We start from the raw sequence: 25379 nt of genomic DNA on the forward strand, positions 1-25379 counted from the left end.
CCCCGGCCCGTGAGGTCCGCCTCCGGCCGCGCACCGTTTCACCGAGACCCGAGCGCCTACGAGGGGGAAGGCGCCGCGTGGCCCCGACGGAGGATTCGGACAACCGTGGACGCGCAGAGCCGTGGGCGGGCGGAGAGCATCGACCCCGCAGACCAGTGGGTACTCAATCCGAACACCGGCGAATACGAACTGCGACTGGGCAGTTCCGCACCGCAGTCGTCGGTTCCCGGACCGCGGGCCTCCCGGCGCGGCCGTCCCGCCGAACCCGGGGCCGAGCGCGGCCGGGGCGGTGCGGCGGTCCATGAGGCGCAGGAGCGCGGTGCCGAGGTGCCGCAGCCGCGCCGCCGCAGAGGGACCGAGCCGGAGCCGCAGCCGGGGCGTCGCAACCGGCGCCCGGCGAAGAAGAAGTCGAAGGCCAAGAAGATCGTGGCCTGGACCGGCGGCGGTCTGGCGCTGGTACTGGTGGGCACCGGGTCCGCGGGTTACCTCTACCTCAAGCACCTCGAGGGCAACGTCTCCGCGACCGACGTCGGCAGCGCGGCGAAGCAGGGCTTCAGCAAGGACGGCGCCTTCAACATCCTGATCATCGGCACCGACAAGCGCACCGGTGCGGGCAACGAGGGCTACGGCGACAAGAACAGCGTCGGCCACGCGGACACCAACATCCTCCTGCACGTCGCCAAGGACCGGACCAACGCGACGGCGCTGAGCATCCCCCGCGACATGATCGTGGACGTGCCGGACTGCGAGACCCTCCAGCCCGACGGCAGCAGGAAGGTCATCCCCGGCTCCAGCCAGGTCCGCTTCAACACCAGCCTCGGCCAGGAGGGCCGGGACGCGGGCTGCACCATGCGCACGGTGAAGGCGGTCACGGGCATCACGCCTGACCACTTCATGATGGTCGACTTCAACGCGGTCAAGACGCTGACCTCGGCGGTCGGCGGCGTCAAGGTCTGCCTGAAGCACCCGGTGAACGACAAGGACTCCCACCTGCGGCTGCCCGCCGGCGAGTCCAAGGTCGAGGGCGAGCAGGCGCTGGCGTTCGTCCGTACCCGGCACGCCTGGGGCAACCAGGGCGACCTGGACCGGATCAAGGTGCAGCAGCAGTTCATGGGGTCGCTGATGCGGGACATGTCCTCCAGCGACACCCTGACCAACCCGCGCAAGCTGCTGGACCTCGCCGAGGCCGCGACCAAGGCGCTCACCGTCGACAAGGGCATCAAGTCCGTGAGCACGCTCAAGGACATCGCGCTGGAGATGAAGAAGGTGCCGCCGAAGAACATCACCTTCCTCACGGTGCCGGTGATCGACAACCCGGCGGAGACGGTGCACGCGACCGTCGTGGTCAACCAGACCAAGGGCCCGGAGATCTTCGACGCCATCAACAACGACGTCTCCTTCTCCGACGTCAAGAAGAAGGAGAAGGCCGCCAAGGACGCCCAGGCCGCCCGGCTCAAGGGCACCAGGTCGGCCCCCTCCGACGTGCGGGTGCGCATCATGAACGGCGGCGCGGTCGCCGGCAGCGCGCAGGAGACCCTCAACTGGATGCAGACCGAGAAGAGCATCCTGAAGTCGGAGAACGCGGGCAACGCCCCGGCGGAGCTGAGCAGGACGACGCTGGAGTACGCGCCCGACCAGGCACCGCAGGCACGCGAACTGGCCGCCCTCATGGGCCTGCCGGGCTCGGCACTGAAGCCGGGCAGGAGCGTGGAGAACGCCCAGGGCCTGCCCGCGATGAGCCTGACCCTGGGCAAGGACTTCAAGGGCGCGGGCGTCTCGCTCACGGCTCCGGCGAAGGCGCCGGAAGTGAGCGACAAGTCCACCGCGGACAAGGCGGGCTGCGCTTCCTGAGTCCCGTCGTCGATTTCCCGGCGTCCGCCCGGAGGGCGGGCCGGGCGACGTGAGGTGCCTGCTCCCGGCGTGCCGGGCGCGAGCCCTCGTACGGGGCGTGGGTGGGCTCCTGTCCGGTGCGGCGGGAGGGCGCGCGAGGTGGCGCCCGCGGACGGCAGTTCGACGACAGGGCCTGAGTAACCCATCGGGCCCGTCGTGCGTCTAACTCGGCGCGGGACGGGCCCGTTTGCTGCGGGTGTGGTGGAAGGACGGGGAGTTGTCGCAAAGTCGGGTTCGGGGGAGGGGTTCGGTGGCGCAGGACACCGGGGAGAGCGCGCCGAGGGCCGGGGGCCCGCGCGGCAGGGGCTCCGGGCGGGGCCGCGGCGGGAAGCGGGGCGGACGGCGCGCGCTGCGCTGGTCGGCGAGCGTGCTGGCGCTGCTGATACTCGGCACGGCCGGCGCCGGATACCTGTACTACCAGCATCTCAACGGCAACATCCAGAAGGGCGCGCGCACCGGCAGCGACGATTCGCGGGCCCGGCGCACCCGGCCCAACGCGGACGGCCAGACCCCGCTGAACATCCTGCTGATCGGCTCCGACAGCCGGGCCTCGGCAGAGAACGTCAAGCTCGGCGGCAGCAAGGACAACCGCGGCAACCCGCCCCTCGGTGACGTGCAGATGCTGATCCACGTCTCCGCGGACCGCAAGAGCGCCGCCATGGTGAGCATCCCCCGCGACACCCGCGTGGACATCCCCGAGTGCAAGGACGCCAGGACCGGAAAGGTCTATCCGGCGACCAACGACATCATCAACACCACGCTCGCCCGGGGCGGCGCCGGCTGCACGCTGGCGACCTGGGAGAACCTCACCGGGGTATACATCGACCACTGGATGACGATCGACTTCGCCGGCGTGGTGCGGATGGCGGACGCGATCGGCGGCGTCGGGGTCTGCGTCGACCAGAACGTCTGGGACCGCTCCACCGCCGCCCAGCGCGGCGGTTCCGGCCTGAAGCTGACCGCCGGCACGCACAAGGTGAAGGGCGAGCAGGCGCTCCAGTGGCTGCGCACCCGGCACGCCTGGGGCAGCGACGTGATGCGCGCCCGCGCCCAGCACATGTACCTGAACTCGATGATCCGCACCCTCAAGGGCCAGAACGTCTTCACCGACAGCGGCCGGCTGATGGACCTCGCCGAGGCGGCCACCAAGTCCCTGACGGTGTCCGACGAGATCAGCAGCGTCAAGAAGCTGTACGACCTCGGCATGGAGCTGAAGGCGGTGCCGGCCGACCGGATCACCTCGGTGACGATGCCGAACATCGAGGACCCGCAGAACAACTCCCACGTGCTCCCCGCCCAGGGCAGCGCCGACAAGCTGTGGCAGATGCTCCGCGAGGACGTCGCCCTCGACAAGAACGGCAAGCCGGCCAAGAAGGCGGTCGCGGACGCCGAGCCCGCGAAGGCGCCCTCCGCCGCTCCCGAGCGGCTCGGGGTCCAGGTGCAGAACGGCACCCGCAGCGACACCCTGGCCCCGGTCGGCGGCCGCGCCCGCACGGTGGCGGGTGCCCTGGCCGCCAAGGGGTACGGCCAGGCCCAGGCGGACTCCTCGGCGGCGCCCTCCGCCGAGGAGACGGTGGTGCGCTACCCGAGCGCCGACCTGGAGGGCGACGCCCAGGCGGTGGCCAAGGCTCTGGGCATCCCGGCGAAGCAGGTGGAACGTTCCACCGACGTCTCCGGTGTGACCGTCGTGGTCGGCGCGGACTGGCGCACCGGCGACACCTACCCGAGGAAGGCCGCCCCGAAGGCCGGCGACCTCCCCACCGGCACGGACGCCATCAACGGCTCGGACGACAAGTCCTGCATGGAGGTGTACAAGCCGTACCGCTGGTAGGCGGTACGGCAGCCGGTACGAAACGGGCCCCTCCCGGCTGCGGGAGGGGCCCGTTTGTCGCACACGGCGGCCGGCGGGGCGAGGTAGCCGGCGCCTCGCGGCGGAAGACCCCCGGGTAGAGCGTCTCCGCGGGGGCGGCGGCCGCGCCGCCGGTGTGGAAGGCCGCGTCGCCGACACCGATCCTGGACGTCATCGCGGCGGCGACCGCGTGCCCCGGTCGTTCTCGCCCCCGGCGGGCATGATGCCGCCGACGTTCTGCCCGCCCGTCTGCTCCAGGAACCGTACGGCGGTGGCGATGGGGTCCGGCGAGAGGATGCCGTGGCCGTCCACGCGGACGGCGACCGGGTGCCGGGACGCCTTGATCGCGGCGTTCAGCGCTTGAGCACGGTCATGATCACGGACACGGTGGGTGCCGCACATCGGGCTTGGCGTTCACAGGGGGCTCACGTTACCGCGAACGGGCGACACCGGTGCGCGCCGCCGCGGCCGCGACGCGGGCTGGAGATCGTATCGGCCTACGGTGATCACATTCCCACGTACGGCCGCATCCCGGAGGTGTCCCTTGCCCAGACCGCCTCGGCCCCCCTCCCCCTCCGCCCCGGGTGCGGGGGGCGCCGGCAGGCCGCCGAGCCGGCCGCGGCCCGCCGGCCGGGTACGACGCGGTCCGCTCGCCCGCAGCCGGCGTCCGCGCTGGGCGGTACGGGCGGTGACCGCGCTCTCGGTGACGGTGCTCGCCTCGGCCGGGATCGGCCACGCGGTCGTCACCGGCCTGGACTCAGGCATCGCCCGCATCGACGCCTTCAAGGACATGAAGAACCGGCCCCGCGCGGGCTACGGCATGAACGTGCTGCTGGTCGGCACCGACGGCCGGGACAAGATCACCGAGGCGGAGCGGCGCGCGTACAGGCTGGGCGGCGCGCCCTGCCACTGCACCGACACGGTGATGATCGTGCACATCTCGGAGGACCGGGAGCGGGCCAGTGTGGTGAGTCTGCCGCGCGACTCGTACACCGAGGTGCCCGAGCACGTGGACCAGACCACCGGTGAGCGGCACCGCGCACACCCGATGAAGCTGAACGCAGCCTACGCGGAGGGCGGCCCGCAGCTCACCGTACGCACGGTGGAGGCGATGACACACGTGAAGGTCGACCACTATCTGGAGGTCGACTTCGCCAGCTTCATGAAGACGGTGGACGTGCTCGGCGGGGTGCGGATCTGCACGCCGACCCCGTTGAAGGACTCCTACACCGGGCTCGACCTCGCGCCCGGCCCGCACACGCTGGGCGGCGGACAGGCGCTGCAGTACGTCCGCGCCCGGCACGTGGACGGGGCGAGCGACCTGGGGCGGATGCAGCGCCAGCAGCGCTTCATGGCGGCGCTGATCGAGCGGGCCACGTCCTCGGGGATGCTGTTCAACCCGATGCGGTTCCGGGACGTGACGCGGGCGGTGCTCGGCTCGGTGCGGGCGGACAACGGGTTCGGCACCGACGAACTGCTCGACCTCGGCCGGGCCATGCGGAACTTCTCGCCGTCGTCCTCGGAGTTCACCACCGTGCCCATCGGGCAGATGGGGTACGCCGTGAAGGGCATCGGCTCGACGCTGAAGTGGGACCCGGTCAAGTCCGAGCAACTGTTCGAGAACCTGCGCGACGACAAACCGCTCGGCGCGCACCCGGCGGCGAAGGCCCCGGTGGCCACGACCGTCGAGGTCGACCCGCACGCGGTCCGGGTCCGGGTGGAGAACGGCACCGGCACGGCGGGGCTCGGCCGCAAAGTGGACGCCGCGCTCGCCGCGACCGGCTTCGCCACCACCCGCCGGCCGGTGACCGCCGCGCATCCGGTCGAGCACACGGTGATCTCCTACGACCCCCGCTGGGACCGCTCGGCCCGCTCCCTGGCCACCGCTCTCCCCGGCAGCGGACTCCACCCGGTCCCCGGCCTCGGTCCCGTCCTCCGGGTGACGGCCGGCGCCGACTGGAAATCCGTCCACCCGGTGAAGGCCCCCCAGATCGCCGCCCCGGACGCGCCGGTGGTGAGGGGGGACGAGGTGGTGTGCTCGGGCGAGGCGTAGCGCCGCGCGGCCCGGACGGGGACGCGCAGCCGCGGGCCCGCGCGCGCCGCAGGCCCGGCGCAGCCGGCTCGACGCCCGGTGAGGGCGTCCGTTCAGTCGGTGATGCCCTCGGCCGCGCGGCGTTCGCGGAGTTCCCGGATGGCTCGGCGGCGGGCCAGGCGGTGGGTGCGGCGGATCTGGGCCTCCTGGTGGCGGCGGCGGTCGCGTTCGGTCTCGGGGAGGACCGGGGGGACCTGGCGGGGCTTGCCGTCGGCGTCGACGCCGGTGAAGACGAGGTAGGCGGAGCCGACCTGGGTGGGGGGCGCGGACTCGTTCCAGCGCTCGGCGAGGACACGCACGCCGATCTCCATGGAGGTGCGGCCGGTCCAGTTGACCTGGGCCTTGACGTGGACCAGGTCGCCGACGCGCACCGGCTCCAGGAAGACCATCTCGTCCATGGACGCGGTGACGGCGGGCCCGCCGGAGTGGCGGCCCGCCACGGCGCCCGCGGCGTCGTCGACGAGCTTCATGATCACACCGCCGTGCACCGTCCCCAGCAGGTTGGTGTCGTTGTGGGTCATGATGTGGCTGAGGGTGGTGCGGGAAGCGGAAGTGGGCTTGCCCGGAATCTCCGGGGAAGCGGCGGGCGCCTGGTCTGTCATGTCCCCCACCCTATGTCGAAGCGGCTTTCGCGGAATTTATGTCGGGTTCGCAACAGAGGCGCTCCGATTTTCCGACAACCCTTGTAAGGCATCGGTCGGCACCCTGCACACTGGGGCGCATGAATGACTGGCCCGAGGGATGGTCCGACGACGAGCGCGGCCCCCGCTACGGACGCGGCAGCGCCGGTGCGCAGCCGGAAGGCCCGCGCGTGATGCGGCAGGTACGACGCCCGGCCGCGCCGCCGCCCGGCGCTCCCGCGCCGCAGTACGGCGGTGGTGTGCCCAGGCAGTCGTCGTACGTCGACGGCCAGGGCCATGACGGCTACGACAGCGGTTACAACACCGGCCAGGTGTACGGCGGTGGCGGCCCGGCCGGCCCCGCGGGTGCCCCCGCCCCCCGTCCGGCACCCAACTGGGGCCGCCGGATCAAGGTGGGCGCGATCACCCTGGCCGCCGTGCTGGTCGTCACCTCGGTGGCCACCTACTTCTGGGCCGACTCCAAGCTGAACCGGGACGTCGACCTGTCCCAGGTGATCGACCGCCCCTCGGAGGGCGAGGGCACCAACTACCTGATCGTCGGCTCCGACAGCCGCAAGGGCATGACGAGCGAGGACAAGAAGAGACTCCACACGGGGTCCGCCGAGGGCCAGCGCACGGACTCGGTGATGATCCTGCACGTGGGTTCCAGCGGCGACACCCTGATATCGCTGCCCCGCGACTCCGACGTGGTCGTCCCCTCCTACAAGGGCTCCACCTCGGGCAAGGTCTACCCGGCCACCGGCCGCCACGCGAAGCTGAACGCGACCTACGCCGAGGACGGCCCGACCCTGCTGACCCGGACCGTGGAGTACAACACCGGTCTGCGCATCGACCACTATGTGGAGATCGGCTTCGCCGGCTTCGCCAACATCGTGGACGCGGTCGGCGGCGTCGACATCAAGATCGACAAGGGCTTCAAGGACAAGTACTCCGGCGCCGACTTCCAGGCGGGCGAGCAGACCCTCGACGGGGAGCAGGCCCTGGCCTTCGTCCGTACCCGGCACGCCTTCGCCGCCTCCGACCTGGAGCGGACCAAGAACCAGCAGAAGTTCCTCGCGGCGCTGGCCCACCAGGTGGCGACCCCGTCGACCGTGCTGAACCCCTTCAAGTTCTATCCGACGATGGGCGCGGGGCTGGACTCCCTCAGCGTCGACAAGGACATGGGCCTGTTCGACCTGGCCTCGATGTTCTGGGCGATGAAGGGCGTCAACGGCGGCGACGGCACGTCCCTGAACATGCCCGTCTCCGGCTCCGTCGGCGGCAACCTCGTCTGGGACAAGGCGAAGGTGAAGACGCTGGTGGACGAGCTGAGGAACGACGAGAAGGTCACCGTCTCGGGCAACTGAGCCCGTACACGACGAAGGCGCCTTTCCCGCACGGGCGAGCGGGAAAGGCGCCTTCGTCGTCGCCGGCTACTTCGGCAGGTTGCGGGCCATGACGATCCGCTGGACCTGGTTGGTGCCCTCGTAGATCTGGGTGATCTTGGCGTCGCGCATCATGCGCTCGACCGGGTAGTCACGGGTGTAGCCGTAGCCGCCGAGGAGCTGGACGGCGTCGGTGGTGACCTCCATCGCCACGTCCGAGGCGAAGCACTTGGCGGCGGCGCCCTGGAAGGTGAGGTCGGCGTCGACGCGCTCGGAGGCGGCCGCGGCCTGGTAGGTCAGGGCACGGGCGGCGGCGATCTTCATGGCCATGTCGGCCAGCATGAACTGGATGCCCTGGAAGTCCGCGATCGGCTTGCCGAACTGCTTGCGCTCCTGGACGTAGCCCTTGGCGTAGTCGAGGGCGCCCTGGGCGACGCCGAGGGCCTGCGCGGCGATGGTGATGCGGGTGTGGTCCAGCGTCTTCATCGCGGTGGCGAAGCCGGTGCCCTCCTCGCCGATCATGCGGTCGGCGGGGATGCGGACGTCGTCGAAGTAGACCTCGCGGGTCGGCGAGCCCTTGATGCCGAGCTTCTTCTCCGGGGCGCCGAAGGACACGCCCTCGTCCGACTTCTCCACCACGAAGGCGGAGATGCCCTTGGAGCGCTTGGTGGGGTCGGTCACGGCCATCACCGTGTAGTACTCGGAGACGCCCGCGTTGGTGATCCAGCGCTTGACGCCGTTGAGCACCCAGAAGTCGCCGTCGCGCACGGCCCTGGTCTTCATGCCGGCCGCGTCCGAGCCCGCCTCCGGCTCGGAGAGGCAGTAGGAGAACATGCCGTCGCCCTTGGCCAGCGGGCCCAGGTACTTCTTCTTCAGCTCGGTGGAGCCGGAGAGGATCACCGGGAGGGAGCCGAGCTTGTTCACGGCCGGGATCAGCGAGGACGACACGCAGGCGCGGGCCACCTCCTCGATCACGATGACCGTGGCGAGCGCGTCGGCGCCGGCGCCGCCGAACTCCTCGGGGACGTGGACGGCGTGCAGGTCGTTGGCGACCAGCGCGTCCAGCGCCTCCTGCGGGAAGCGGGCCTCCTCGTCCACCGCGGCGGCGAACGGCGCGATCTTCGCCTCGACCAGCGAGCGGACGGCGTCCCGGAGCATGTCGTGCTCCTCGGACGGGCGGTACAGGTCGAAGTCAGCCGATCCGGCCAAGGTCTCTCACGCTCCAAAGACGCTGTGATACTGCCGCTAATTACCGTTAAGTAACTGAAAGTTTAGAGCGCCGCTCCCGGCCCGCATAGGTGAGCTTGGCGACAGCGGAAGATTTCCCCCGGTCGAGGCACGACTATGCTCGGGGGCCGCATCATCGACGTACCCCGGCTGGAGCACCCATGAGCCTCAAGATCACCGTGATCGGCACCGGCTATCTCGGCGCCACGCACGCCGCGGCCATGGCCGAACTCGGCTTCGAGGTGCTGGGGCTCGACGTGGTCCCCGAGAAGATCGCGATGCTGGAGCGGGGCGAGACCCCGATGTACGAGCCCGGCCTGGACGAACTGCTGCGCGCGCACGTCGCGGGCATCGAGGGTTCGACCGGCCGGCTCCGCTTCACCACCGACTTCGCCCAGGTGGCGGAATTCGGCGACGTCCACTTCGTCTGCGTGAACACCCCGCAGAAGCACGGCGAGTACGCCTGTGACATGAGCTACGTGGACTCCGCGATCGCCTCCCTCGCCCCCCATCTGCGCCGTCCGGCGCTGGTGGTCGGCAAGTCGACGGTGCCGGTGGGCTCGGCCGACCGGCTCGCCGCCTACCTCGCCGAGCACGCGCCCGCCGGGGCCGACGCCGAGCTGGCCTGGAACCCGGAGTTCCTGCGCGAGGGCTTCGCCGTCCAGGACACCCTGCACCCGGACCGGATCGTGGTCGGGGTGCGCGGGGAGCGGGCGGAGAAGCTGCTGCGCGAGGTGTACGCGACTCCGCTGGGCGAGGGCACGCCGTTCGTGGTGACCGACTTCCCGACCGCCGAGCTGGTGAAGACGGCGGCGAACTCCTTCCTCGCCACGAAGATCTCCTTCATCAACGCGATGGCCGAGGTGTGCGAGGCCGCCGACGGCGACGTGGTGAAGCTGGCCGAGGCCATCGGGCACGACGAGCGGATCGGCCGGAAGTTCCTGCGTGCCGGGATCGGCTTCGGCGGCGGCTGCCTGCCCAAGGACATCCGGGCCTTCATGGCGCGCGCCGGTGAGCTGGGCGCGGACCAGGCACTCACGTTCCTGCGCGAGATCGACTCCATCAACATGCGCCGGCGCGGCGAGATGGTGGAGATGGCGAGGGAGGCACTCGGCGGGGGCTCGTTCCTCGGCAAGCGGGTCGCGGTGCTCGGCGCCACCTTCAAGCCCGACTCCGACGACGTCCGGGACTCCCCCGCGCTGAACGTGGCCGGCCAGATACATCTCCAGGGCGGCCAGGTCACGGTGTACGACCCGAAGGGCATGGACAACGCCCGCAGGCTGTTCCCGACGCTGGGCTACGCCGAGTCGGCACGTGAGGCGGTCCGGGGCGCGGACGTGGTGCTGCACCTGACCGAGTGGCGGGAGTTCCGTGAGCTGGACCCGGCGGAGCTGGGCGAGGCCGCGGCGTCGCGGGTCGTGCTCGACGGGCGGAACGCGCTGGACCCGGTGCCGTGGCGCGCGGCGGGCTGGACCTTCCGGGCGATGGGCCGCCCCACCGCGTAACCCTTCTCGGGTGCGACGCCGGTTCGGCCGAGGCTCAGTCGGCCGAACCGGCGTCTGTGCGCATTGTGCACCACCGGGCGGGGCCGCGACCGGGCAACCCCCCGGGCCTTACCCGTCCTTGGCCCGGTAGCGGCGCATCTTGGCCCGCGCACCGCACACCCGCATCGAGCACCAGCGGCTCCGGCCCGCCGGACTGCGGTCGTAGTACGCCCAGTGGCAGGCCGGCGCCTCACACGCCTTGAGCCGCTGCCAGGTGCCCTCGACGAGCGCCCCGGCGACGGCTGCGGCGACACGGGAGAGCAGCGGGCCGGCGACGCCGGGTTCGAGGGCGTGGAGGTGCCCTCGGCCGACGGGCATCTGCTGCACGAGTTCCTCGCCGGGAACACCAACCGCCGCACCGACGCCTACGGCGGGCCGCCCGAGCAGCGGGTGCGCTTCGCGGTGGAGGTGGCCGACGCGATCGGTGCCGGGCGGACGGGCGTACGGATCTCGCCGGGCGGCACGGTCAACGGCATCCAGGAGGACGACCGTCGCCGCCCTGTACCGGCCCTCGTGCGCCGTCTGCGCGACCTCGGCCTCGCCTGTCTGCACGCGGTCCGCGCCGACCCCTGCGACGAGCTGTACCGACGGCTGCGCGCCGACTGGCCGGGCACGCTGATCGGCAACCCGGTTCTGACCGGCCTCATCACCGAGGCTGTGGCCCGGGCAGCGCGGGGAGATGCCGGCCTCCGGCGCGGATCTCGCGGCCCTCGGCCGCCCCTGCATCGCCAACCCGGACCTGGTGGCCCGGCTGCGCCGGGGCGCCCCGCTCAACCGGCTCCGCGAGCGGTACCTGATGCACGTGGGCGGGGCGGACGGCTGCACCGCCCACCCCGCCCTCGCGGACGGCTAGCCGTCCAGCGACTCGATCGTCGCGTGCGACGCCGGGCGGGCGGCGCGCTGCTCGCGGGCGACGTCCTCCGCCGCGCCCAGAACACGGACCGCGTTCTGCCAGGTCAGCTTGGCGAGGTCCGGCTTGGACCAGCCGCGCTCCAGCAGCTCCGCGATCAGGTTCGGGTAGCCGGAGACGTCGTTCAGGCCGTCCGGGGTGAAGGCGGTGCCGTCGTAGTCGCCGCCGATGCCGAGGTGGTCGATCCCGGCGACCTCGCGCATGTGGTCGAGATGGTCCGCGACCGTGGCGACCGTGGCGACGGGACGCGGGTGGCGCTCCTCGAACTCCCGGTGGACCTTCATGCCCTCCTCGGTGGTGTCGAGGTGGTGCAGGCCGTGCGCGCGCATGTTGTCGTCGGCGGCGGCCGTCCACTCCACGGCGGCCTGGAGGATGAACTTCGGCACGAAGGTCACCATCGCCATGCCGCCGTTGGCGGGCAGCCGCTCCAGCACGTCGTCCGGGATGTTGCGCGGGTGGTCGCAGACCGCGAGGGAGGAGGAGTGCGAGAAGATCACCGGCGCCGAGGTGGTGTCCAGCGCGTCCCGCATCGTCGTCGCCGCGACGTGGGAGAGGTCGACCAGCATGCCGAGCCGGTTCATCTCTCGGACGACCTCACGGCCGAACGCGGTCAGTCCCCCGGCCCTGGGCTCGTCGGTGGCGGAGTCCGCCCAGTCCACGTTGTCGTTGTGGGTGAGCGTCATGTACCGCACACCCAGCGCGTACAGCCCGCGCAGGGTGCCGAGGGAGTTGGCGATGGAGTGCCCGCCCTCGGCCCCCATCAGCGAGGCGATCCGCCCGGAGGCACGGGCCGCCTCCATGTCCGCCGCGGTCAGCGCGGGCGCCAGCTCCGCCGGGTACCGCTCGATCAGCCGTGTCACACAGTCGATCTGCTCCAGTGTGGCCGGCACCGCGTCGGGCAGGTCCGACCGCACGTACACGGACCAGTACTGCGCCCCGACGCCGCCCTCGCGCAGCCGCGGCAGATCGGTGTGCAGATGCGCGCGCTGGTCCCCGGCGATGTCCCGCGCGCCCAGGTCGTAGGCCACCTGCTGCCGCAGCGCCCACGGCAGGTCGTTGTGCCCGTCGACGACGGGGAACTCCCGCAGCAGCGCGAGGGCTTCGTCCAGCGCGGTCATCCGGGCCTACTTTCCGAATCCGAAGCCGGCCGAACCCTCGACCTTGGCACGCAGGCGCTTGCCCTTCTCGGTGGCCTGGTCGTTGAGGTCCTGCTGGAACTCCCGCATCCGCTGGAGCAGGTCCTCGTCGTGCGCGGCGAGCATGCGGGCGGCCAGGAGGCCGGCGTTGCGGGCGCCGCCGACGGAGACGGTGGCCACGGGCACACCGGCCGGCATCTGGACGATGGAGAGCAGCGAGTCCATGCCGTCGAGGTACTTCAGCGGTACCGGCACCCCGATGACCGGCAGCGGCGTCACCGACGCGAGCATGCCCGGCAGGTGGGCCGCGCCGCCCGCACCCGCGATGACGGCCTTCAGCCCGCGGTCGGCGGCCTGCTCGCCGTACGCGATCATCTCGCGCGGCATCCGGTGCGCGGAGACGACGTCCACCTCGTAGGGGATCTCGAACTCGTCGAGGGCCTTGGCGGCGGCCTCCATGACGGGCCAGTCGGAGTCCGACCCCATGACGATGCCAACAACGGGGCTCATTCGGTGATCGTGCCTCTCAGATAGCCGGCTGCGTGACGGGCGCGCTCCAGCACGTCGTCCAGGTCGTCGCCGTAGGTGTTGACGTGTCCCACCTTGCGGCCGGGTTTGACGTCCTTGCCATACATGTGGATCTTGAGCTGCGGGTCACGGGCCATGCAGTGGAGGTACGCGGAGTACATGTCCGGGAAGTCGCCCCCGAGCACGTTGACCATGACCGTCCAGGGCGCGCGCGGGCGCGGGTCGCCGAGGGGCAGGTCCAGGACCGCGCGGACGTGGTTGGCGAACTGAGAGGTGATCGCGCCGTCCATCGACCAGTGGCCGGAGTTGTGCGGCCGCATCGCCAGCTCGTTGACGAGGACACGGCCGTCGCGGGTCTCGAACAGCTCCACCGCGAGGTGCCCGACGACACCCAGCTCCTTGGCGATGTTCAGCGCCATCTGCTCGGCGTGCAGCGCGAGGGACTCGTCCAGCTCGGGCGCGGGCGCGATCACGGTGTCGCAGACCCCGGCGACCTGCCGGGACTCCACCACCGGGTAGGCGACGGCCTGGCCGTGCGGGGAGCGGACGACGTTGGCGGCCAGCTCGCGTACGTAGTCGACCTTCTCCTCGGCCAGCACCGGCACGCCCGCCCGGAAGGGTTCGGCGGCCTCGGCCTCGGAGTCGACGACCCACACGCCCTTGCCGTCGTATCCGCCGCGCACCGTCTTCAGGACGACGGGGAAGCCGCCCGCCCGTCGCCCACCGCCGCCCTTGCCGGAGGGCACTTCGTGCCCGCTCCCCTCGAGCTCGGCGGCGAACGCGGCCACGTCGGCCGGGTCGCGCACGATCCGGTGGCGCGGGCAGGGCACGCCGATCTCCGTGAGCTTCGCGCGCATCACGCCCTTGTCCTGGGCGTGCACGAGCGCCTCGGGCCCCGGCCGGACGGGGATGCCGTCCGCCTCCAGTGCCTTGAGGTGCTCGGTCGGCACGTGCTCGTGATCGAAGGTGATCACGTCACAGCCGCGCGCGAACTCACGCAGCGTGTCGAGGTCGCGGTAGTCGCCGATGACGACATCGCTCACGACCTGCGCCGCGGAATCCTGGGGAGTGTCACTGAGGAGCTTGAACCTGATGCCCAACGGGATGCCCGCCTCGTGCGTCATACGCGCGAGCTGCCCCCCGCCGACCATGCCGACTACCGGGAACGTCACCCCCCTAGCGTATCGGCCGCGCGGACCGGCACGGACGCCCCGCCGTCCCGGACGGCCGGGCGCGCATCTCTTACCCGCCCCTTGCCCGCCTCTTGCCGACCCGTTTCCCCGCCGGGGCCCGGCGCGCGGGCACGGCAGGGACGGCGTGGATAGCATGGCGGAGCCGAGAAGAACCTATGGACGGGAGCTGCACAGCCATGGAACGTCGTTCCTCGGGGCTGCAACGGCTCGCCCGTGAGGTGGCCAAGTTCGGCGCGGTCGGAGGAGCCGGGGTCCTGGTCAACCTCGGTGTGTTCAACCTGGTCCGGCACGTGTCCGATCTGCCCGTGGTCCGGGCCAGCATCATCGCCACCATCGTGGCCATCGTCTTCAACTACCTGGGGTTCCGGTACTGGACCTACCGGGACCGCGACCGGGGCGGTCGCCCGCGCGAGCTGATGCTGTTCCTGGTGTTCAGCGTGATCGGCCTGGTCATCGAGAACGGGGTGCTGTACCTCGCCACCTACGGGTTCGGCTGGGACACCCCGCTGCAGAGCAACGTCTTCAAGTTCGTCGGCATCGGCGTGGCCACGCTGTTCCGCTTCTGGTCGTACCGCACCTGGGTGTTCCGTGCCCTGCCCAGCGAGCCGGGCAAGGACCCGGTGGCCCGGCACGAGCCGGACAGCTCGGAGCGGGTCCGCTAGCGGACCGTGGCCTCCTCGCCCTTGTGTGCCGGGGCGGTGCGGGAGAGGAACAGGCCGAACACCGGCGGGTGCGTCTGGAGCAGCTCCAGACGGCCGCCGTCGGCCTCGGCGAGGTCACGGGCGACGGCGAGGCCGATGCCGGTGGAGTTGCGGCCGCTGATGGTCCGCTCGAAGATCCGCGCGCCGAGGTCGGCGGGGACGCCGGGGCCCTCGTCGGTGACCTCGATCACGGCCTGGTTGCCGGTGACCCGGGTGCGCAGGGCCACCGTGCCGCCGCCGTGCATCAGCGAGTTCTCGATCAGCGCGGCCAGCACCTGCGCGACCGCGCCGGGCGTGCCGACCGCCGTCAGGTGCCGCTTGCCGGAGCTGACGATGGCCCGGCCCGCGCTGCGGTAGGCGGGACGCCACTCGGCGAGCTGCTGCTGGATGACCTCGTCGAGGTCGAAGGTGACGGCGGAGCCGGTACGGGGGTCGCGCGAATTGGTCAGCAGCCGCTCCACCACGTCGGTCAGCCGCTCCACCTGCGCCAGCGCGATGGTCGCCTCCTCCTTCACCGTGTCCGGCTCGTCGGTGAGGGTGATCTCCTCCAGCCGCATGGACAGCGCGGTCAGCGGCGTACGGAGCTGGTGCGAGGCGTCGGCCGCGAGGCGCCGCTCGGCGGTCAGCATGCGGCCGATCCGCTCGGCGGAGGAGTCCAGCACGTCGGCGACCCGGTCCAGCTCGGGGACGCCGTACCGCTTGTGCCGGGGGCGGGGGTCGCCGGAACCGAGACGTTCGGCGGTCTCGGCGAGGTCGGTGAGCGGGGAGGCGAGCCGGTTGGCCTGGCGCACGGCGAGCAGCACGGCCGCGATCACGGCGAGCAGGGCGACCAGGCCGATGATCAGCAGGGTGCGGCCGACCTCGCGGGTCACGGCGGAGCGGGGCTCCTGCACGGTGACCGTCTCGCCCTCCTCGCCGCGCTGCGTGGAGTGGATGACATCACCCTGGGGCCTGCTGCCGATCTCGATCGGGGCCCGGCCGGGCATCCGGATCACCGCGTACTGGGTCTTGCTGACCGGATTGCGCAGCACGTCGGCGTTGACGTTCTCGGCGGCGAGGATGCGGCTGTCCACGATGCTGGCCAGCCGGACCGCCTCGGACTCCACCCGCTCCTGCGCGCTGTTGCTGATCGTCCGGGTCTCCACGATCACCAGCGAGACACCGAACACGGCGATCACCACCAGCACGACGGCGAGCGTGGACTGAATGAGACGACGGCGCACGGGGTCCTCCGGAGAAGCTCAGGACCCCCAGTGTCCCTCGCCTCACAGGTGTCCCTCGCCTGTCAGGGGGCGGGACTCAGCTCTTCTCGAAGCGGAAGCCGACACCGCGCACCGTGGCGATGTACCGGGGGTTGGCCGCGTCGTCACCGAGCTTCTTGCGGAGCCACGAGATGTGCATGTCCAGCGTCTTGGTGGAGGACCACCACGTGGTGTCCCACACCTCACGCATGAGCTGGTCCCTCGTGACCACGCGCCCGGCGTCCCGCACCAGCACCCGCAGGAGGTCGAACTCCTTCGCCGTGAGCTGGAGTTCCTCCTCGCCCATCCAGGCCCGGTGCGACTCGACGTCGATCCGCACCCCGTGGGTGGCCGGCGGCTGCTGGGGCTCGGCCGCGCCGCGCCGCAGCAGGGCCCGGACCCGGGCCAGCAGCTCGGCGAGCCGGAAGGGCTTGGTCACGTAGTCGTCGGCACCCGCGTCGAGCCCGACGACGGTGTCCACCTCGTCGGCGCGCGCGGTCAGGACGAGGATCGGCACGGTGTGGCCGTCGGCACGCAGCCGACGGGCGACCTCCAGGCCGTCCATGCCGGGCAGTCCCAGGTCCAGCACGACGAGATCGACCCCGCCCTGGAGTCCGGCGTCGAGCGCGCTGGGGCCGTCCTCGCGCACCTCGACCTCGTAACCTTCCCGGCGCAGGGCGCGGGCCAGCGGCTCCGAGATGGACGCGTCGTCCTCGGCGAGCAGTACACGGGTCATGAGCTGATGGTAGACCGCCCGCGCGTGGGGCCGGGGTGTGGTCGGCGGCAGTGCTCTTACCTTTGTACCCTGCAAGTACAAACCAGCGACGGTGCGATGCGATCACGGACGGCACCTTGGAAACAGGTCGCGCGGTTCCCTCGTAACCTGTGATCCGTGTCTCAAGTCCTTCCATATCCGGCGGTGTCCTGCCGTATGGTGAGCTGAACGCCTGTAGCACACCGGGGACCTTTTGGCGGGCAGACGACGCCGAGGGTCTCTCTTTCTGTGCGGGCTGACCCCGCTCAGCCTCGAAAGGAATGACCTCTGGCCGGGCTCCGTACGCAGTGACGCGTAGGAGCGTGGATCCCGGTGGTCGCCGTCCTTCCGCCTTCGACGTGATCGATGCGGGAACCCCCAGGGCGTGGGGGTGGACGCCCGACCCTGCCGGTGCCGGCCGCACCCCCACCGGGCGCGCAGCGCTCCATCGCGCGTCCCGACCAGCAAGGAACGACCATGGCGTCCAGCCTGACGAAGGACTCGGTCCGTCCGGAGACCCCGGGCACCGAGAAGACCTTCTTCGGCCACCCCCGCGGCTTGGCCACTCTGTTCATGACCGAGATGTGGGAGCGGTTCTCCTACTACGGCATGAGGGCCCTGCTCCCGCTGTACCTGGTCGCTCCGGGCGGCCTGCACTTGAGCGCGGGCACCGCGACGGCGATCTACTCGGTGTACCTGTCGCTCGTGTACCTGCTCGCCCTGCCCGGCGGCTGGGTCGCGGACCGCCTGCTCGGTCCCCGCAAGACGGTGGCCGTCTCCGGTCTCATCATCATGCTCGGCCACCTGTGCCTGGCCCTGCCCGTGGCCGCGAGCTTCTACATCGGCCTGGTACTGGTCGCCCTCGGCTCGGGTCTGCTGAAGGCCAACATCTCCACGATGGTCGGCCACCTGTACAAGGGCGTGGACGACCCGCGCCGTGACGGTGGCTTCACCCTCTTCTACATCGGCATCAACCTGGGCGCCTTCATCGCTCCGCTGGCCATCGGCACGGTCGGCGAGAACGTCAGCTGGCACCTCGGCTTCGCGCTGGCCGCGCTCGGCATGGCGCTCGGCCTGGTCCAGTACCTGCTGGGCGGCCGTCACCTCGCCGCGCAGAGCAACGAGGTCCCGACGCCGCTGTCCGCCGAGGAGAAGAAGGCCACGCTGCGCAAGGGCCTGATCTGGCTCGGCATCGCCGCGGTCTTCTACGCCCTGGTGGGCGGCACCGGCCACTTCACGCTGAACTGGGCGCTGATCCCGCTCACGGTCATCGGTCTGATCGTGCCGATCATGGTGATCACCCGGATCTACCGCGACAAGGACCTGGAGCCCGCCGAGCGCTCGAAGGTCTCCGCGTACGTCTGGTTCTTCGTCGCCGCCGCCGTCTTCTGGATGATCTACGACCAGGGTGGTTCCACCCTGTCGCTGTTCGCCGAGAGCTCGGCGAAGAACACCATCGCGGGCTGGGAGTTCCCGGTCTCCTGGTACCAGTCGGTCAACCCGATCATGATCATGGCGCTGGCCCCGGTCTTCGCCTGGCTGTGGCTGTGGCTGAACCGCCGCGGCAAGGAGCCGAGCACGATCGTGAAGTTCGGCTCCGGTCTGGTCCTGGTCGGCGCGTCCTTCTTCCTCTTCCTCGCTCCGCTGTCGATCGCCGAGGGCGGTCACAAGGCCGCGGCGATGTGGCTGGTGGCGATCTACTTCGTGCAGACCGTCGGCGAACTGGCGCTGTCGCCGGTGGGCCTGTCGGTGACCACGAAGATGGCGCCGAAGAAGTACGCCTCGCAGATGATGGGCGTCTGGTTCCTCGCGGTCACCGCGGGTGACTCGATCACCGCCCTGCTGTCGAACCCGGCCGTGGGCGGGGTGAACCTCGACAAGATGGGCTTCGTCGCCCTGGAGGCGATCCTGGCCGTGGTCGCCGGTCTCGCGGTCTGGATGTACCGCAAGAGGGTCAAGGCCCTGATGGGCGACGTCAACTGACCTGAGCCGCTCCGCCGGACGCACGAAGGGCCCCGCATCGAGGATGCGGGGCCCTTCGCCGTTCTTCCGGGCGCGCGGCTCAGGCCGGGGCGGCCAGTTCCGCCCAGACCGTCTTGCCGGAGCCGTCGGGGGTGCGTACGACGCCCCAGTCCAGGCTGAGGCGCTGGACGATGAACATGCCGTGGCCGCCGGGGCGGCCGGCCTGGTGCGGGGTACGGGGGGCGGGCTCGCCGGCGCCGCGGTCGGTGATCTCCAGACGGACCACCTTGCGGTCGCAGGACAGGACCAGCTCGTCCGGTCCGTCGGCGTGCAGACAGGCGTTGGTGACCAGCTCCGAGACGACGAGGAGCACGTCCTCCGCGGCGGCCCGCTGCTCGGCGCCCGAGGCGGGCAGCCAGCCCCACTCGTACAGCGCCTGGCGGGTGAAGTCACGGGCGAGCGGGACCACCCCGCTCTCTCCGTCCAGGCCGAGTCTGCGGACCTGCCGTCCCCTCGCCTCCGGCGCGGCCTCGGAGGGCGCGACGGGCAGGGCGGCGCTCAGGGCCGCCTCGGACGCCGCCACGCCTTCTCCGGGCATGCCGGAAGCGCCGCTCGGCTCCGGGCCACCGTCGCCCGGCGAGTAGGGCCGGGTGGTGCTCATCAGCGCTTCACCTCACCGATCCACCAGTACACGATTCACAAGTCCGACTCCGTTCGGTCCCGGACGGCCGGTTCACCGTCCGCCCGGTGTCCGCGTGCTGCCTCCGTCACCTTCGGCGGCCGCCCCTCGCCACATACGTCGCGCCGGACCCTTGGTCCGGTTCCCGGAGCGGTTTCGGCGGCGGGGCCACCGAAAGGTTTCAGATGTCTCCTGCCCGACTGATCCCCCGGAACACCCCTTCATTCGGCCGCCGCTCGTGAGCGGCGGCCTGGAGGGGCGTACGGGAGGAGTCAGCCGGTCTCGCCCGCGAGGGCGGCTTCCACGGAGTCGTGGACGGTGAAGACCGCCTCGGCTCCCGTGATCTCGAACACGCGCGCGACCACGGGAAGCATGCCCGCGAGGTGCACGCCACCGCCGGCGGCGTCCGCCTTGAGGCGGGCCCCCAGCAGCACGTTCAGTCCTGTCGAATCGCAGAACTCCAGCCGCGAGCAGTCCACGACAAGTCGCGTGAAGCCCTTCTCCAGGAGGTCGTCGAGCGGCTCGCGCAGTAGGTCGGCGGTGTGGTGATCGAGTTCACCCGCGGGCGTCACTACGGCGCTGGAGCCTTCTTCCCGCACCTCCACCAGAAGTCGGCCCGACTGTGCGCTGCCGACCGTCCCGTGGTCCATGCCGTCTCTCTCCCGAGGTCTTGGCTGCTGATGCCCACGAACATTACGCCTTCCAGCCACACTTCGACACCCGAACAACCCCCCAGAAACGGGCATATCGCCACAAATGACACTTGCGGCCGACTCGCCGGAGCGGGTAGGGCTAGTACGTCGCACATCCCTACACGCCGGCTTCGGAGGCGCCGCACATCGCAGTGCACGTATCGGCTTCGGCAGCCATATGCCGAGAACGATGGAGGACACCCATGTCAGCCCGGCTCGACGGATCGCCTACCCACGAAGCGACGTCGACACCCCCACCGGAAACGCTGGACCACACCATCGCCCCTCTCGACCCCCTGGCGGGGCTCCCCGAGATCCCGCCCTTCGACGAGGTCGGCCCGGTGGACGCGCGGGCCCTGTCCAAGACGCTCTTCGAGCGCCTGGACTCGCTGGAGGAGGGCACGTACGAGTACTCGTACGTCCGCAACACCCTCGTCGAACTGAACCTGGCGCTGGTGAAGTTCGCCGCCTCGCGGTTCCGCTCCCGCAGCGAGCCCATGGAGGACATCGTCCAGGTCGGCACGGTCGGCCTGATCAAGTCGATCGACCGCTTCGAGATGTCGCGCGGGGTCGAGTTCCCGACCTTCGCCATGCCGACCATCATCGGCGAGATCAAGCGCTTCTTCCGTGACACCTCGTGGTCCGTGCGCGTCCCGCGCCGTCTGCAGGAGCTGCGGCTCGACCTGGCCAAGGCCGGGGACGAGCTGGCCCAGCGGCTGGACCGCGCCCCCACCGTCGCGGAACTGGCCGAGCGCCTCGGGCTCTCCCCCGAGGAGGTCGTCGAGGGCATGGCCGCCTCGAACGCCTACACCGCCTCCTCCCTGGACGCGCAGCCCGCCGAGGACGACACCGAGGGCGCGCTCGCGGACCGCATCGGGTACGAGGACCACGGGCTCGAAGGCATCGAGTACGTCGAGTCGTTGAAGCCCCTCATCGCCGAACTGGCGCCCCGCGACCGCAAGATCCTCTCCCTGCGCTTCGTGGCGGGCCTGACCCAGTCCGAGATCGGCGAGGAGCTGGGCATCTCCCAGATGCACGTCTCCCGGCTGCTGTCCCGTACTTTGACGCGGCTGCGCAAGGGACTGACGCTGGAGGAGTAGGGGCTTGGCGCCGCCGGAGGGCGGACCATTCCCGTACGCGTGAGGCGGCCCGGCCGACAAGGCGGGGCCGCCTCCTGCCATGTCTCAGACCATGCGGGCACCGGCCCGCCACACTCCCTCGACCAGCGGTACGCCGGGACGGTAGGCCAGGTGGACGTGGCTCGGCGCGTCCAGCAGCACCAGGTCGGCCCGGCTGCCGGGGGTGAGCCGCCCCACGTCGGTCCGGCGCAGAGCGGCCGCTCCGCCCGCCGTGGCCGCCCACACGGCCTCGTCCGGGGTCATCCCCATGTCCCGCACCGCAAGCGCCACGCAGAACGGCACGGACGAGGTGTACGACGAGCCGGGGTTGCAGTCCGTGGACAGCGCCACCGTGGCCCCCGCGTCCAGCAGACGGCGGGCGTTCGGCCACTGGGCGCGGGTGGAGAACTCGGCGCCGGGCAGCAGCGTGGCGACCGTGCCGCTGTTCGCCAGCGCGTCCACGTCGGCGTCCGTGAGGTGGGTGCAGTGATCCGCGCTGGCCGCGTCCAGCTCGACGGCCAACTGGACGCCCGGACCGTACGAGAGCTGGTTGGCGTGGATGCGCGGGTGGAGGCCCCTGGCGCGTCCGGCGGTGAGGACGGCGCGGGCCTGGTCGCCGTCGAAGGCGCCCTTCTCGCAGAACACGTCGATCCAGCGGGCGTGCGGTGCGCAGGCGTCCAGCATCTCCCCGGTCACCAGGGCGACGTACGCGGCCGGGTCCCCGGCGAGTTCGGGGGCGACGATGTGGGCGCCGAGGTAGGTCACCTCGTCGGTGTGGGCGGCCGCCAGGCGCAGGGCGCGGGACTCGTCCTCGACGGTGAGGCCGTAGCCGGACTTGGTCTCCATCGTGGTGGTGCCCTGGCGGAGCGCCTCGGCCAGGTGGCGGGCGAGACCCGCCTCCAGCTCCGCGTCGGAGGCGGCGCGGGTGGCGGCGACCGTGGTGCGGATGCCGCCGGCGCTGTAGGCGCGGCCGGACATGCGGGCGTTGAACTCGGCGGTGCGGTCCCCGGCGAAGACCAGGTGCGAGTGGGAGTCCACGAAGCCCGGCAGGACCGCCCTTCCACCGGCGTCGAGGCGGTGGTCGGTGGCGGGTGCTCTGCTCGACTCACCGGCCCACACGACGCGTTCGCCGTCGATGACCAGGGCCGCGTCCTGGATGAGTCCGAGAGGGGAACCGTCACCGAGGGAGGGGTCGTTGGTGACCAGCGTGGCGATGTCGGTGATGGCGGTGCTGCTGCTCATGGTGTGCTCGGTGTCCTCTGTCGTGCCGGCGGGGGTGCCGGTCGGGGTCAGTCGCGCAGGGCGCCGATCGCTTCGGCGAGGGCCGAGGGCACATCGGGCACCCGCGTGTGCGCCCCGTCCCGTACGACCTGGCGGCCGCCCACGACCGTGTGCCGGACGTCCGCCGCGCTCGCCGCGAACACGGCGGTCTCGGCGCCGAGCCGGGGCGGCGGTCCGGCCGTCCTGACCGAGTCGAGGGCGATGGTCGTGAAGTCGGCCAGGCGTCCCGGCTCGATGGCGCCCGCCTCCTGCCAGCCGAGTGCCGCGTGGCCGTCCTCGGTGGCGGCGCGCAGCAGCGCGCCCGCGGTCCAGTGACCGCGGGTGCGGGTGCGCAGCCGCTCGTCCAGCTCCATCGCGCGTGCCTCCTCCAGCAGGTCGATGACGGCGTGGCTGTCGGAGCCGAGGGAGAGCGGGGAGCCCGCGCTCTGCAGGGCGGCGGCGGGCCCGATGCCGTCGGCCAGGTCGCGTTCGGTGGTGGGGCACATGCAGGTACCGGTGCCCGAGCCGCCGAGCAGGGCGATGTCCTCGCCGGTCAGATGGGTGTTGTGCACACCGGTGGTGCGCGGTCCGAGAACGCCGTGGTCGGCGAGCAGCCGGGCCGGGGTGACGCCGTGCGCGGCGAGGCAGGCGTCGTTCTCGGCGGTCTGCTCGGAGAGGTGGACGTGCAGCGGGGCCCGCCGCTCCTCGGCCCAGCCCGCGACGGTCGCCAACTGGGCCGCGGGCACGGCCCTTACGGAGTGGACGGCCGCGCCGATCCGCGCGTGATCCCGCTCCTTGAGAACCGAACAGCGTTCGGCCCAGGCGTCCGCGGTGCCGTCGGAGAAGCGGAGCTGATGGTGGTTGGGGGGCTCGCCGAAGCCCGCCGAGAGGTACGCGGTGTCCAGGAGGGTGATGCGGATGCCGGCCTCGGCGGCGGCCGCGATCAGGGCCTCGCCCATGGCGTTGGGCTCGGCGTAGGGCGTGCCGCCGGGGGCGTGGTGGAGGTAGTGGAACTCCCCCACGCAGGTGATCCCGGCGAGGGCCATCTCGGCGTACACCGCGCGGGCGAGGGCGTGGTAGGTGTCCGGGGTCAGCCGGTCGGCGACGGAGTACATCACCTCGCGCCAGGTCCAGAAGGTCCCGGAACCGACCTGGACCGTGCCGCGCAGCGCCCGGTGGAAGGCGTGGCTGTGCGCGTCGGCGAGGCCGGGCAGGGTGAGACCGCGCAGGATCTCCGCACCGGACGGCGGGGCGGGCGTGCCGGTGCGGACGGCGGTGACGCGGCCGTCCGCGACCTCGACGAGCACGCCCGGCTCGACGACGCCGCCGAGCCAGGCGTGTTCCAGCCAGTAGGTTCCCTGGGTCACCTGCGGGTCAGTCCTTCCAGTACGTCGGCGAGGGCGCGCACCCCGGCCACGCAGTCGTCCTCGGTCGCGGACTCGGCCGGGGAGTGCGAGACACCGGTGGGGTTGCGCACGAACAGCATGGCGGTCGGGACGGTTCCGGAGAGGATCCCGGCGTCGTGCCCGGCGCCGGTGCCGAGCACGGGCACCGTCAAGCCGGTCTCCCGGCCCAGCAGGCGGCCGAGTTCGTCGCGCAGGGCGTGGTCGAACTCCACGACCGGGGTGTAGGACTCCCGGACCACGTCCAGGTCGACGCCGTGGGCCTCCGCGTACTCCCGCGCGGCCCGGGTGACGCCGTCGAGGACCGCGTCCAGCGCCTCCTGGCCGGGGGCGCGGGAGTCCAGCCAGCCCCGCACCAGCGAGGGGATGGCGTTGACTCCGTTGGGCTCCACGGAGATCTTGCCGAACGTGGCCACGGCTCCGGCGAGTTCGGCCTCCCGGCGGGCGGCGAGCACCGTCTCGGCGTACGTCGGCATCGGGTCGCGCCGGTCCACGAGCCGGGTGGTGCCGGCGTGGTTGGCCTCGCCCCGGAAGTCGAACCGCCAGCGCCCGTGCGGCCAGATCGAGCTGGCGATGCCGACCTGGTCGCCGGACAGGTCCAGCGCGCGGCCCTGTTCGACGTGCAGCTCGACGAACGCGCCGATACGGGCGAGGCGCTCGGGGTCGGCGCCGATCGCGTCCGGGTCGTGGCCGGCGGCCGCCATCGCCTTGGGCAGGCTGATCCCGTCCCCGTCGGTCAGCAGGTGCGCCTGCTCGACGGTGAGCTGCCCGGCGGCCAGCCGCGACCCCACACAGGCCAGCCCGAACCGCGCCCCTTCCTCGTCCCCGAAATTGACGATCCCGAGGGGCCGGTCCAACGGGACCCGGCGAGCGTGGAGTTCATCCAGCGCGGCGAAGGCGGACACGACTCCCAGGGGACCGTCGAAGGCGCCGCCGTCGGGCACCGAGTCGAGATGCGACCCGGTGACCACGGCGTCCCCGGCGGCGGGGTCCCCGAGCCAGGCCCACTGGTTCCCGTTCCGGTCGACCTCGTAGCTGAGCCCCCGTCCCTCGGCCTGCTCCTGGAACCAGGCCCGGCATTCGGCGTCGGCCGAGGTCCAGGCGTACCGCCGGTACCCGCCGGAGTCCCGATGGCGCCCGATGGGTGCCAGCTCCCGCCACATCTCCTGGAAGGAGGCGGGACCCGGGGACGGCG

Annotated in this window: 21 protein-coding genes and 3 pseudogenes; 10 read left to right on the forward strand and 14 right to left on the reverse strand. The window is 71.6% G+C overall.

The window, feature by feature from the left end:
* The first annotated feature begins 105 nt into the window (after positions 1–105).
* Both ACWCV3_RS16785 and ACWCV3_RS16790 read left to right on the forward strand, forming a co-directional pair.
* Positions 106–1851, forward strand: a complete 1746-nt coding sequence (locus ACWCV3_RS16785; protein WP_451223907.1) for an LCP family glycopolymer transferase — start codon at positions 106–108, stop codon at positions 1849–1851.
* 256 nt (positions 1852–2107) lie between these two features.
* Entirely contained in the window at positions 2108–3721 is a 1614-nt protein-coding gene (locus tag ACWCV3_RS16790) for an LCP family protein (RefSeq protein WP_451223910.1), read from the forward strand.
* A gap of 91 nt (positions 3722–3812) precedes the next feature.
* Here ACWCV3_RS16790 and ACWCV3_RS16795 read toward each other — a convergent pair.
* Positions 3813–4099: pseudogene (locus ACWCV3_RS16795) on the reverse strand (glycosyltransferase family 2 protein); the annotation flags it as partial.
* 184 nt (positions 4100–4283) lie between these two features.
* On the opposite strand from ACWCV3_RS16795, the gene ACWCV3_RS16800 reads away from it, so the two are divergent.
* The gene (locus ACWCV3_RS16800) at positions 4284–5792 is read left to right on the forward strand and encodes an LCP family protein (RefSeq protein WP_451223913.1); all 1509 of its coding nucleotides are present in this window, start codon (positions 4284–4286) and stop codon (positions 5790–5792) included.
* A 92-nt stretch (positions 5793–5884) separates the two neighbouring features.
* On the opposite strand, the gene ACWCV3_RS16805 is transcribed toward ACWCV3_RS16800, so the two are convergent.
* Entirely contained in the window at positions 5885–6433 is a 549-nt protein-coding gene (locus ACWCV3_RS16805) for an acyl-CoA thioesterase (RefSeq protein WP_030814401.1), read from the reverse strand.
* Positions 6434–6552: 119 nt separating this feature from the next.
* Here ACWCV3_RS16805 and ACWCV3_RS16810 point away from each other — a divergent pair, with 119 nt between their 5' ends.
* A complete protein-coding gene (locus ACWCV3_RS16810) occupies positions 6553–7818 on the forward strand; it encodes an LCP family protein (RefSeq protein ID WP_451223916.1) in 1266 nt (421 codons plus the stop codon).
* A 66-nt stretch (positions 7819–7884) separates the two neighbouring features.
* Here the strand turns inward: ACWCV3_RS16810 and ACWCV3_RS16815 are convergent, their stop codons facing one another.
* A complete protein-coding gene (locus ACWCV3_RS16815; protein ID WP_451223919.1) occupies positions 7885–9045 on the reverse strand; it encodes an acyl-CoA dehydrogenase family protein in 1161 nt (386 codons plus the stop codon).
* Positions 9046–9224: 179 nt separating this feature from the next.
* Here ACWCV3_RS16815 and ACWCV3_RS16820 point away from each other — a divergent pair, with 179 nt between their 5' ends.
* Complete coding sequence (locus ACWCV3_RS16820) at positions 9225–10568, forward strand: UDP-glucose dehydrogenase family protein (RefSeq protein ID WP_451223922.1); 1344 nt, start codon at positions 9225–9227, stop codon at positions 10566–10568.
* A gap of 108 nt (positions 10569–10676) precedes the next feature.
* Here ACWCV3_RS16820 and ACWCV3_RS16825 read toward each other — a convergent pair.
* Positions 10677–10895 (reverse strand): annotated as a pseudogene (locus ACWCV3_RS16825) (CGNR zinc finger domain-containing protein); the annotation flags it as partial.
* A 9-nt stretch (positions 10896–10904) separates the two neighbouring features.
* Between ACWCV3_RS16825 and ACWCV3_RS16830 the strand changes: the two are divergent.
* Positions 10905–11015: pseudogene (locus tag ACWCV3_RS16830) on the forward strand (oxidoreductase); the annotation flags it as partial.
* Between the two features lie 271 nt (positions 11016–11286).
* On the forward strand, positions 11287–11460 hold the full coding sequence (locus tag ACWCV3_RS16835; RefSeq protein WP_451223925.1) for a hypothetical protein: 174 nt from the start codon (positions 11287–11289) through the stop codon (positions 11458–11460).
* Here the strand turns inward: ACWCV3_RS16835 and ACWCV3_RS16840 are convergent.
* From ACWCV3_RS16840 to ACWCV3_RS16850, 3 genes are read right to left on the reverse strand one after another with little or no spacing between them, the layout of a single operon-like run.
* Positions 11457–12635: a dipeptidase gene (locus ACWCV3_RS16840; protein ID WP_451223928.1), complete on the reverse strand. Its 1179-nt coding sequence runs from the start codon at positions 12633–12635 to the stop codon at positions 11457–11459. The genes ACWCV3_RS16835 and ACWCV3_RS16840 overlap by 4 nt on opposite strands.
* Before the next feature lie 6 nt (positions 12636–12641).
* The gene (purE, locus tag ACWCV3_RS16845; RefSeq protein ID WP_451223931.1) at positions 12642–13163 is read right to left on the reverse strand and encodes a 5-(carboxyamino)imidazole ribonucleotide mutase; all 522 of its coding nucleotides are present in this window, start codon (positions 13161–13163) and stop codon (positions 12642–12644) included.
* Positions 13160–14332 (reverse strand): 5-(carboxyamino)imidazole ribonucleotide synthase, encoded by a 1173-nt coding sequence (locus ACWCV3_RS16850; RefSeq protein WP_451224162.1) that lies wholly within the window; start codon positions 14330–14332, stop codon positions 13160–13162. The genes purE and ACWCV3_RS16850 overlap by 4 nt, the downstream gene beginning before the upstream one ends.
* A 218-nt stretch (positions 14333–14550) precedes the next feature.
* Here ACWCV3_RS16850 and ACWCV3_RS16855 point away from each other — a divergent pair, with 218 nt between their 5' ends.
* The gene (locus ACWCV3_RS16855) at positions 14551–15036 is read left to right on the forward strand and encodes a GtrA family protein (protein WP_451223934.1); all 486 of its coding nucleotides are present in this window, start codon (positions 14551–14553) and stop codon (positions 15034–15036) included.
* Here the strand turns inward: ACWCV3_RS16855 and ACWCV3_RS16860 are convergent.
* Both ACWCV3_RS16860 and ACWCV3_RS16865 read right to left on the reverse strand, forming a co-directional pair.
* Entirely contained in the window at positions 15033–16298 is a 1266-nt protein-coding gene (locus ACWCV3_RS16860) for an ATP-binding protein (RefSeq protein WP_451223937.1), read from the reverse strand. The two genes, ACWCV3_RS16855 and ACWCV3_RS16860, sit on opposite strands and share 4 nt — an antisense overlap.
* Before the next feature lie 76 nt (positions 16299–16374).
* Entirely contained in the window at positions 16375–17052 is a 678-nt protein-coding gene (locus ACWCV3_RS16865) for a response regulator transcription factor (protein WP_451223940.1), read from the reverse strand.
* Between the two features lie 495 nt (positions 17053–17547).
* On the opposite strand from ACWCV3_RS16865, the gene ACWCV3_RS16870 reads away from it, so the two are divergent.
* Complete coding sequence (locus ACWCV3_RS16870) at positions 17548–19053, forward strand: peptide MFS transporter (protein WP_451223943.1); 1506 nt, start codon at positions 17548–17550, stop codon at positions 19051–19053.
* A gap of 79 nt (positions 19054–19132) precedes the next feature.
* On the opposite strand, the gene ACWCV3_RS16875 is transcribed toward ACWCV3_RS16870, so the two are convergent.
* On the reverse strand, positions 19133–19693 hold the full coding sequence (locus ACWCV3_RS16875; RefSeq protein ID WP_451223946.1) for an ATP-binding protein: 561 nt from the start codon (positions 19691–19693) through the stop codon (positions 19133–19135).
* A 290-nt stretch (positions 19694–19983) separates the two neighbouring features.
* Positions 19984–20361 carry an STAS domain-containing protein gene (locus ACWCV3_RS16880; RefSeq protein WP_030814352.1) on the reverse strand — a complete coding sequence of 126 codons (378 nt, stop codon included), beginning with the start codon at positions 20359–20361 and terminating at the stop codon, positions 19984–19986.
* A gap of 245 nt (positions 20362–20606) precedes the next feature.
* Between ACWCV3_RS16880 and ACWCV3_RS16885 the strand changes: the two genes are divergently transcribed.
* Complete coding sequence (locus ACWCV3_RS16885; protein WP_451223950.1) at positions 20607–21503, forward strand: RNA polymerase sigma factor SigF; 897 nt, start codon at positions 20607–20609, stop codon at positions 21501–21503.
* Positions 21504–21587: 84 nt separating this feature from the next.
* Here the strand turns inward: ACWCV3_RS16885 and hutI are convergent, their stop codons facing one another.
* Genes hutI through ACWCV3_RS16900 form a run of 3 tightly spaced genes read right to left on the reverse strand, consistent with a single transcriptional unit; the run spans position 21588 to position 25347 of the window.
* On the reverse strand, positions 21588–22763 hold the full coding sequence (hutI, locus tag ACWCV3_RS16890) for an imidazolonepropionase (RefSeq protein WP_451223953.1): 1176 nt from the start codon (positions 22761–22763) through the stop codon (positions 21588–21590).
* 47 nt (positions 22764–22810) lie between these two features.
* The gene (locus ACWCV3_RS16895) at positions 22811–24148 is read right to left on the reverse strand and encodes a formimidoylglutamate deiminase (RefSeq protein WP_451223956.1); all 1338 of its coding nucleotides are present in this window, start codon (positions 24146–24148) and stop codon (positions 22811–22813) included.
* The gene (locus ACWCV3_RS16900) at positions 24145–25347 is read right to left on the reverse strand and encodes an allantoate amidohydrolase (RefSeq protein ID WP_451224165.1); all 1203 of its coding nucleotides are present in this window, start codon (positions 25345–25347) and stop codon (positions 24145–24147) included. The genes ACWCV3_RS16895 and ACWCV3_RS16900 overlap by 4 nt, the downstream gene beginning before the upstream one ends.
* Between the last annotated feature and the right edge of the window lie 32 nt (positions 25348–25379).

It is taken from the genome of Streptomyces sp. NPDC001781 (assembly GCF_053596035.1).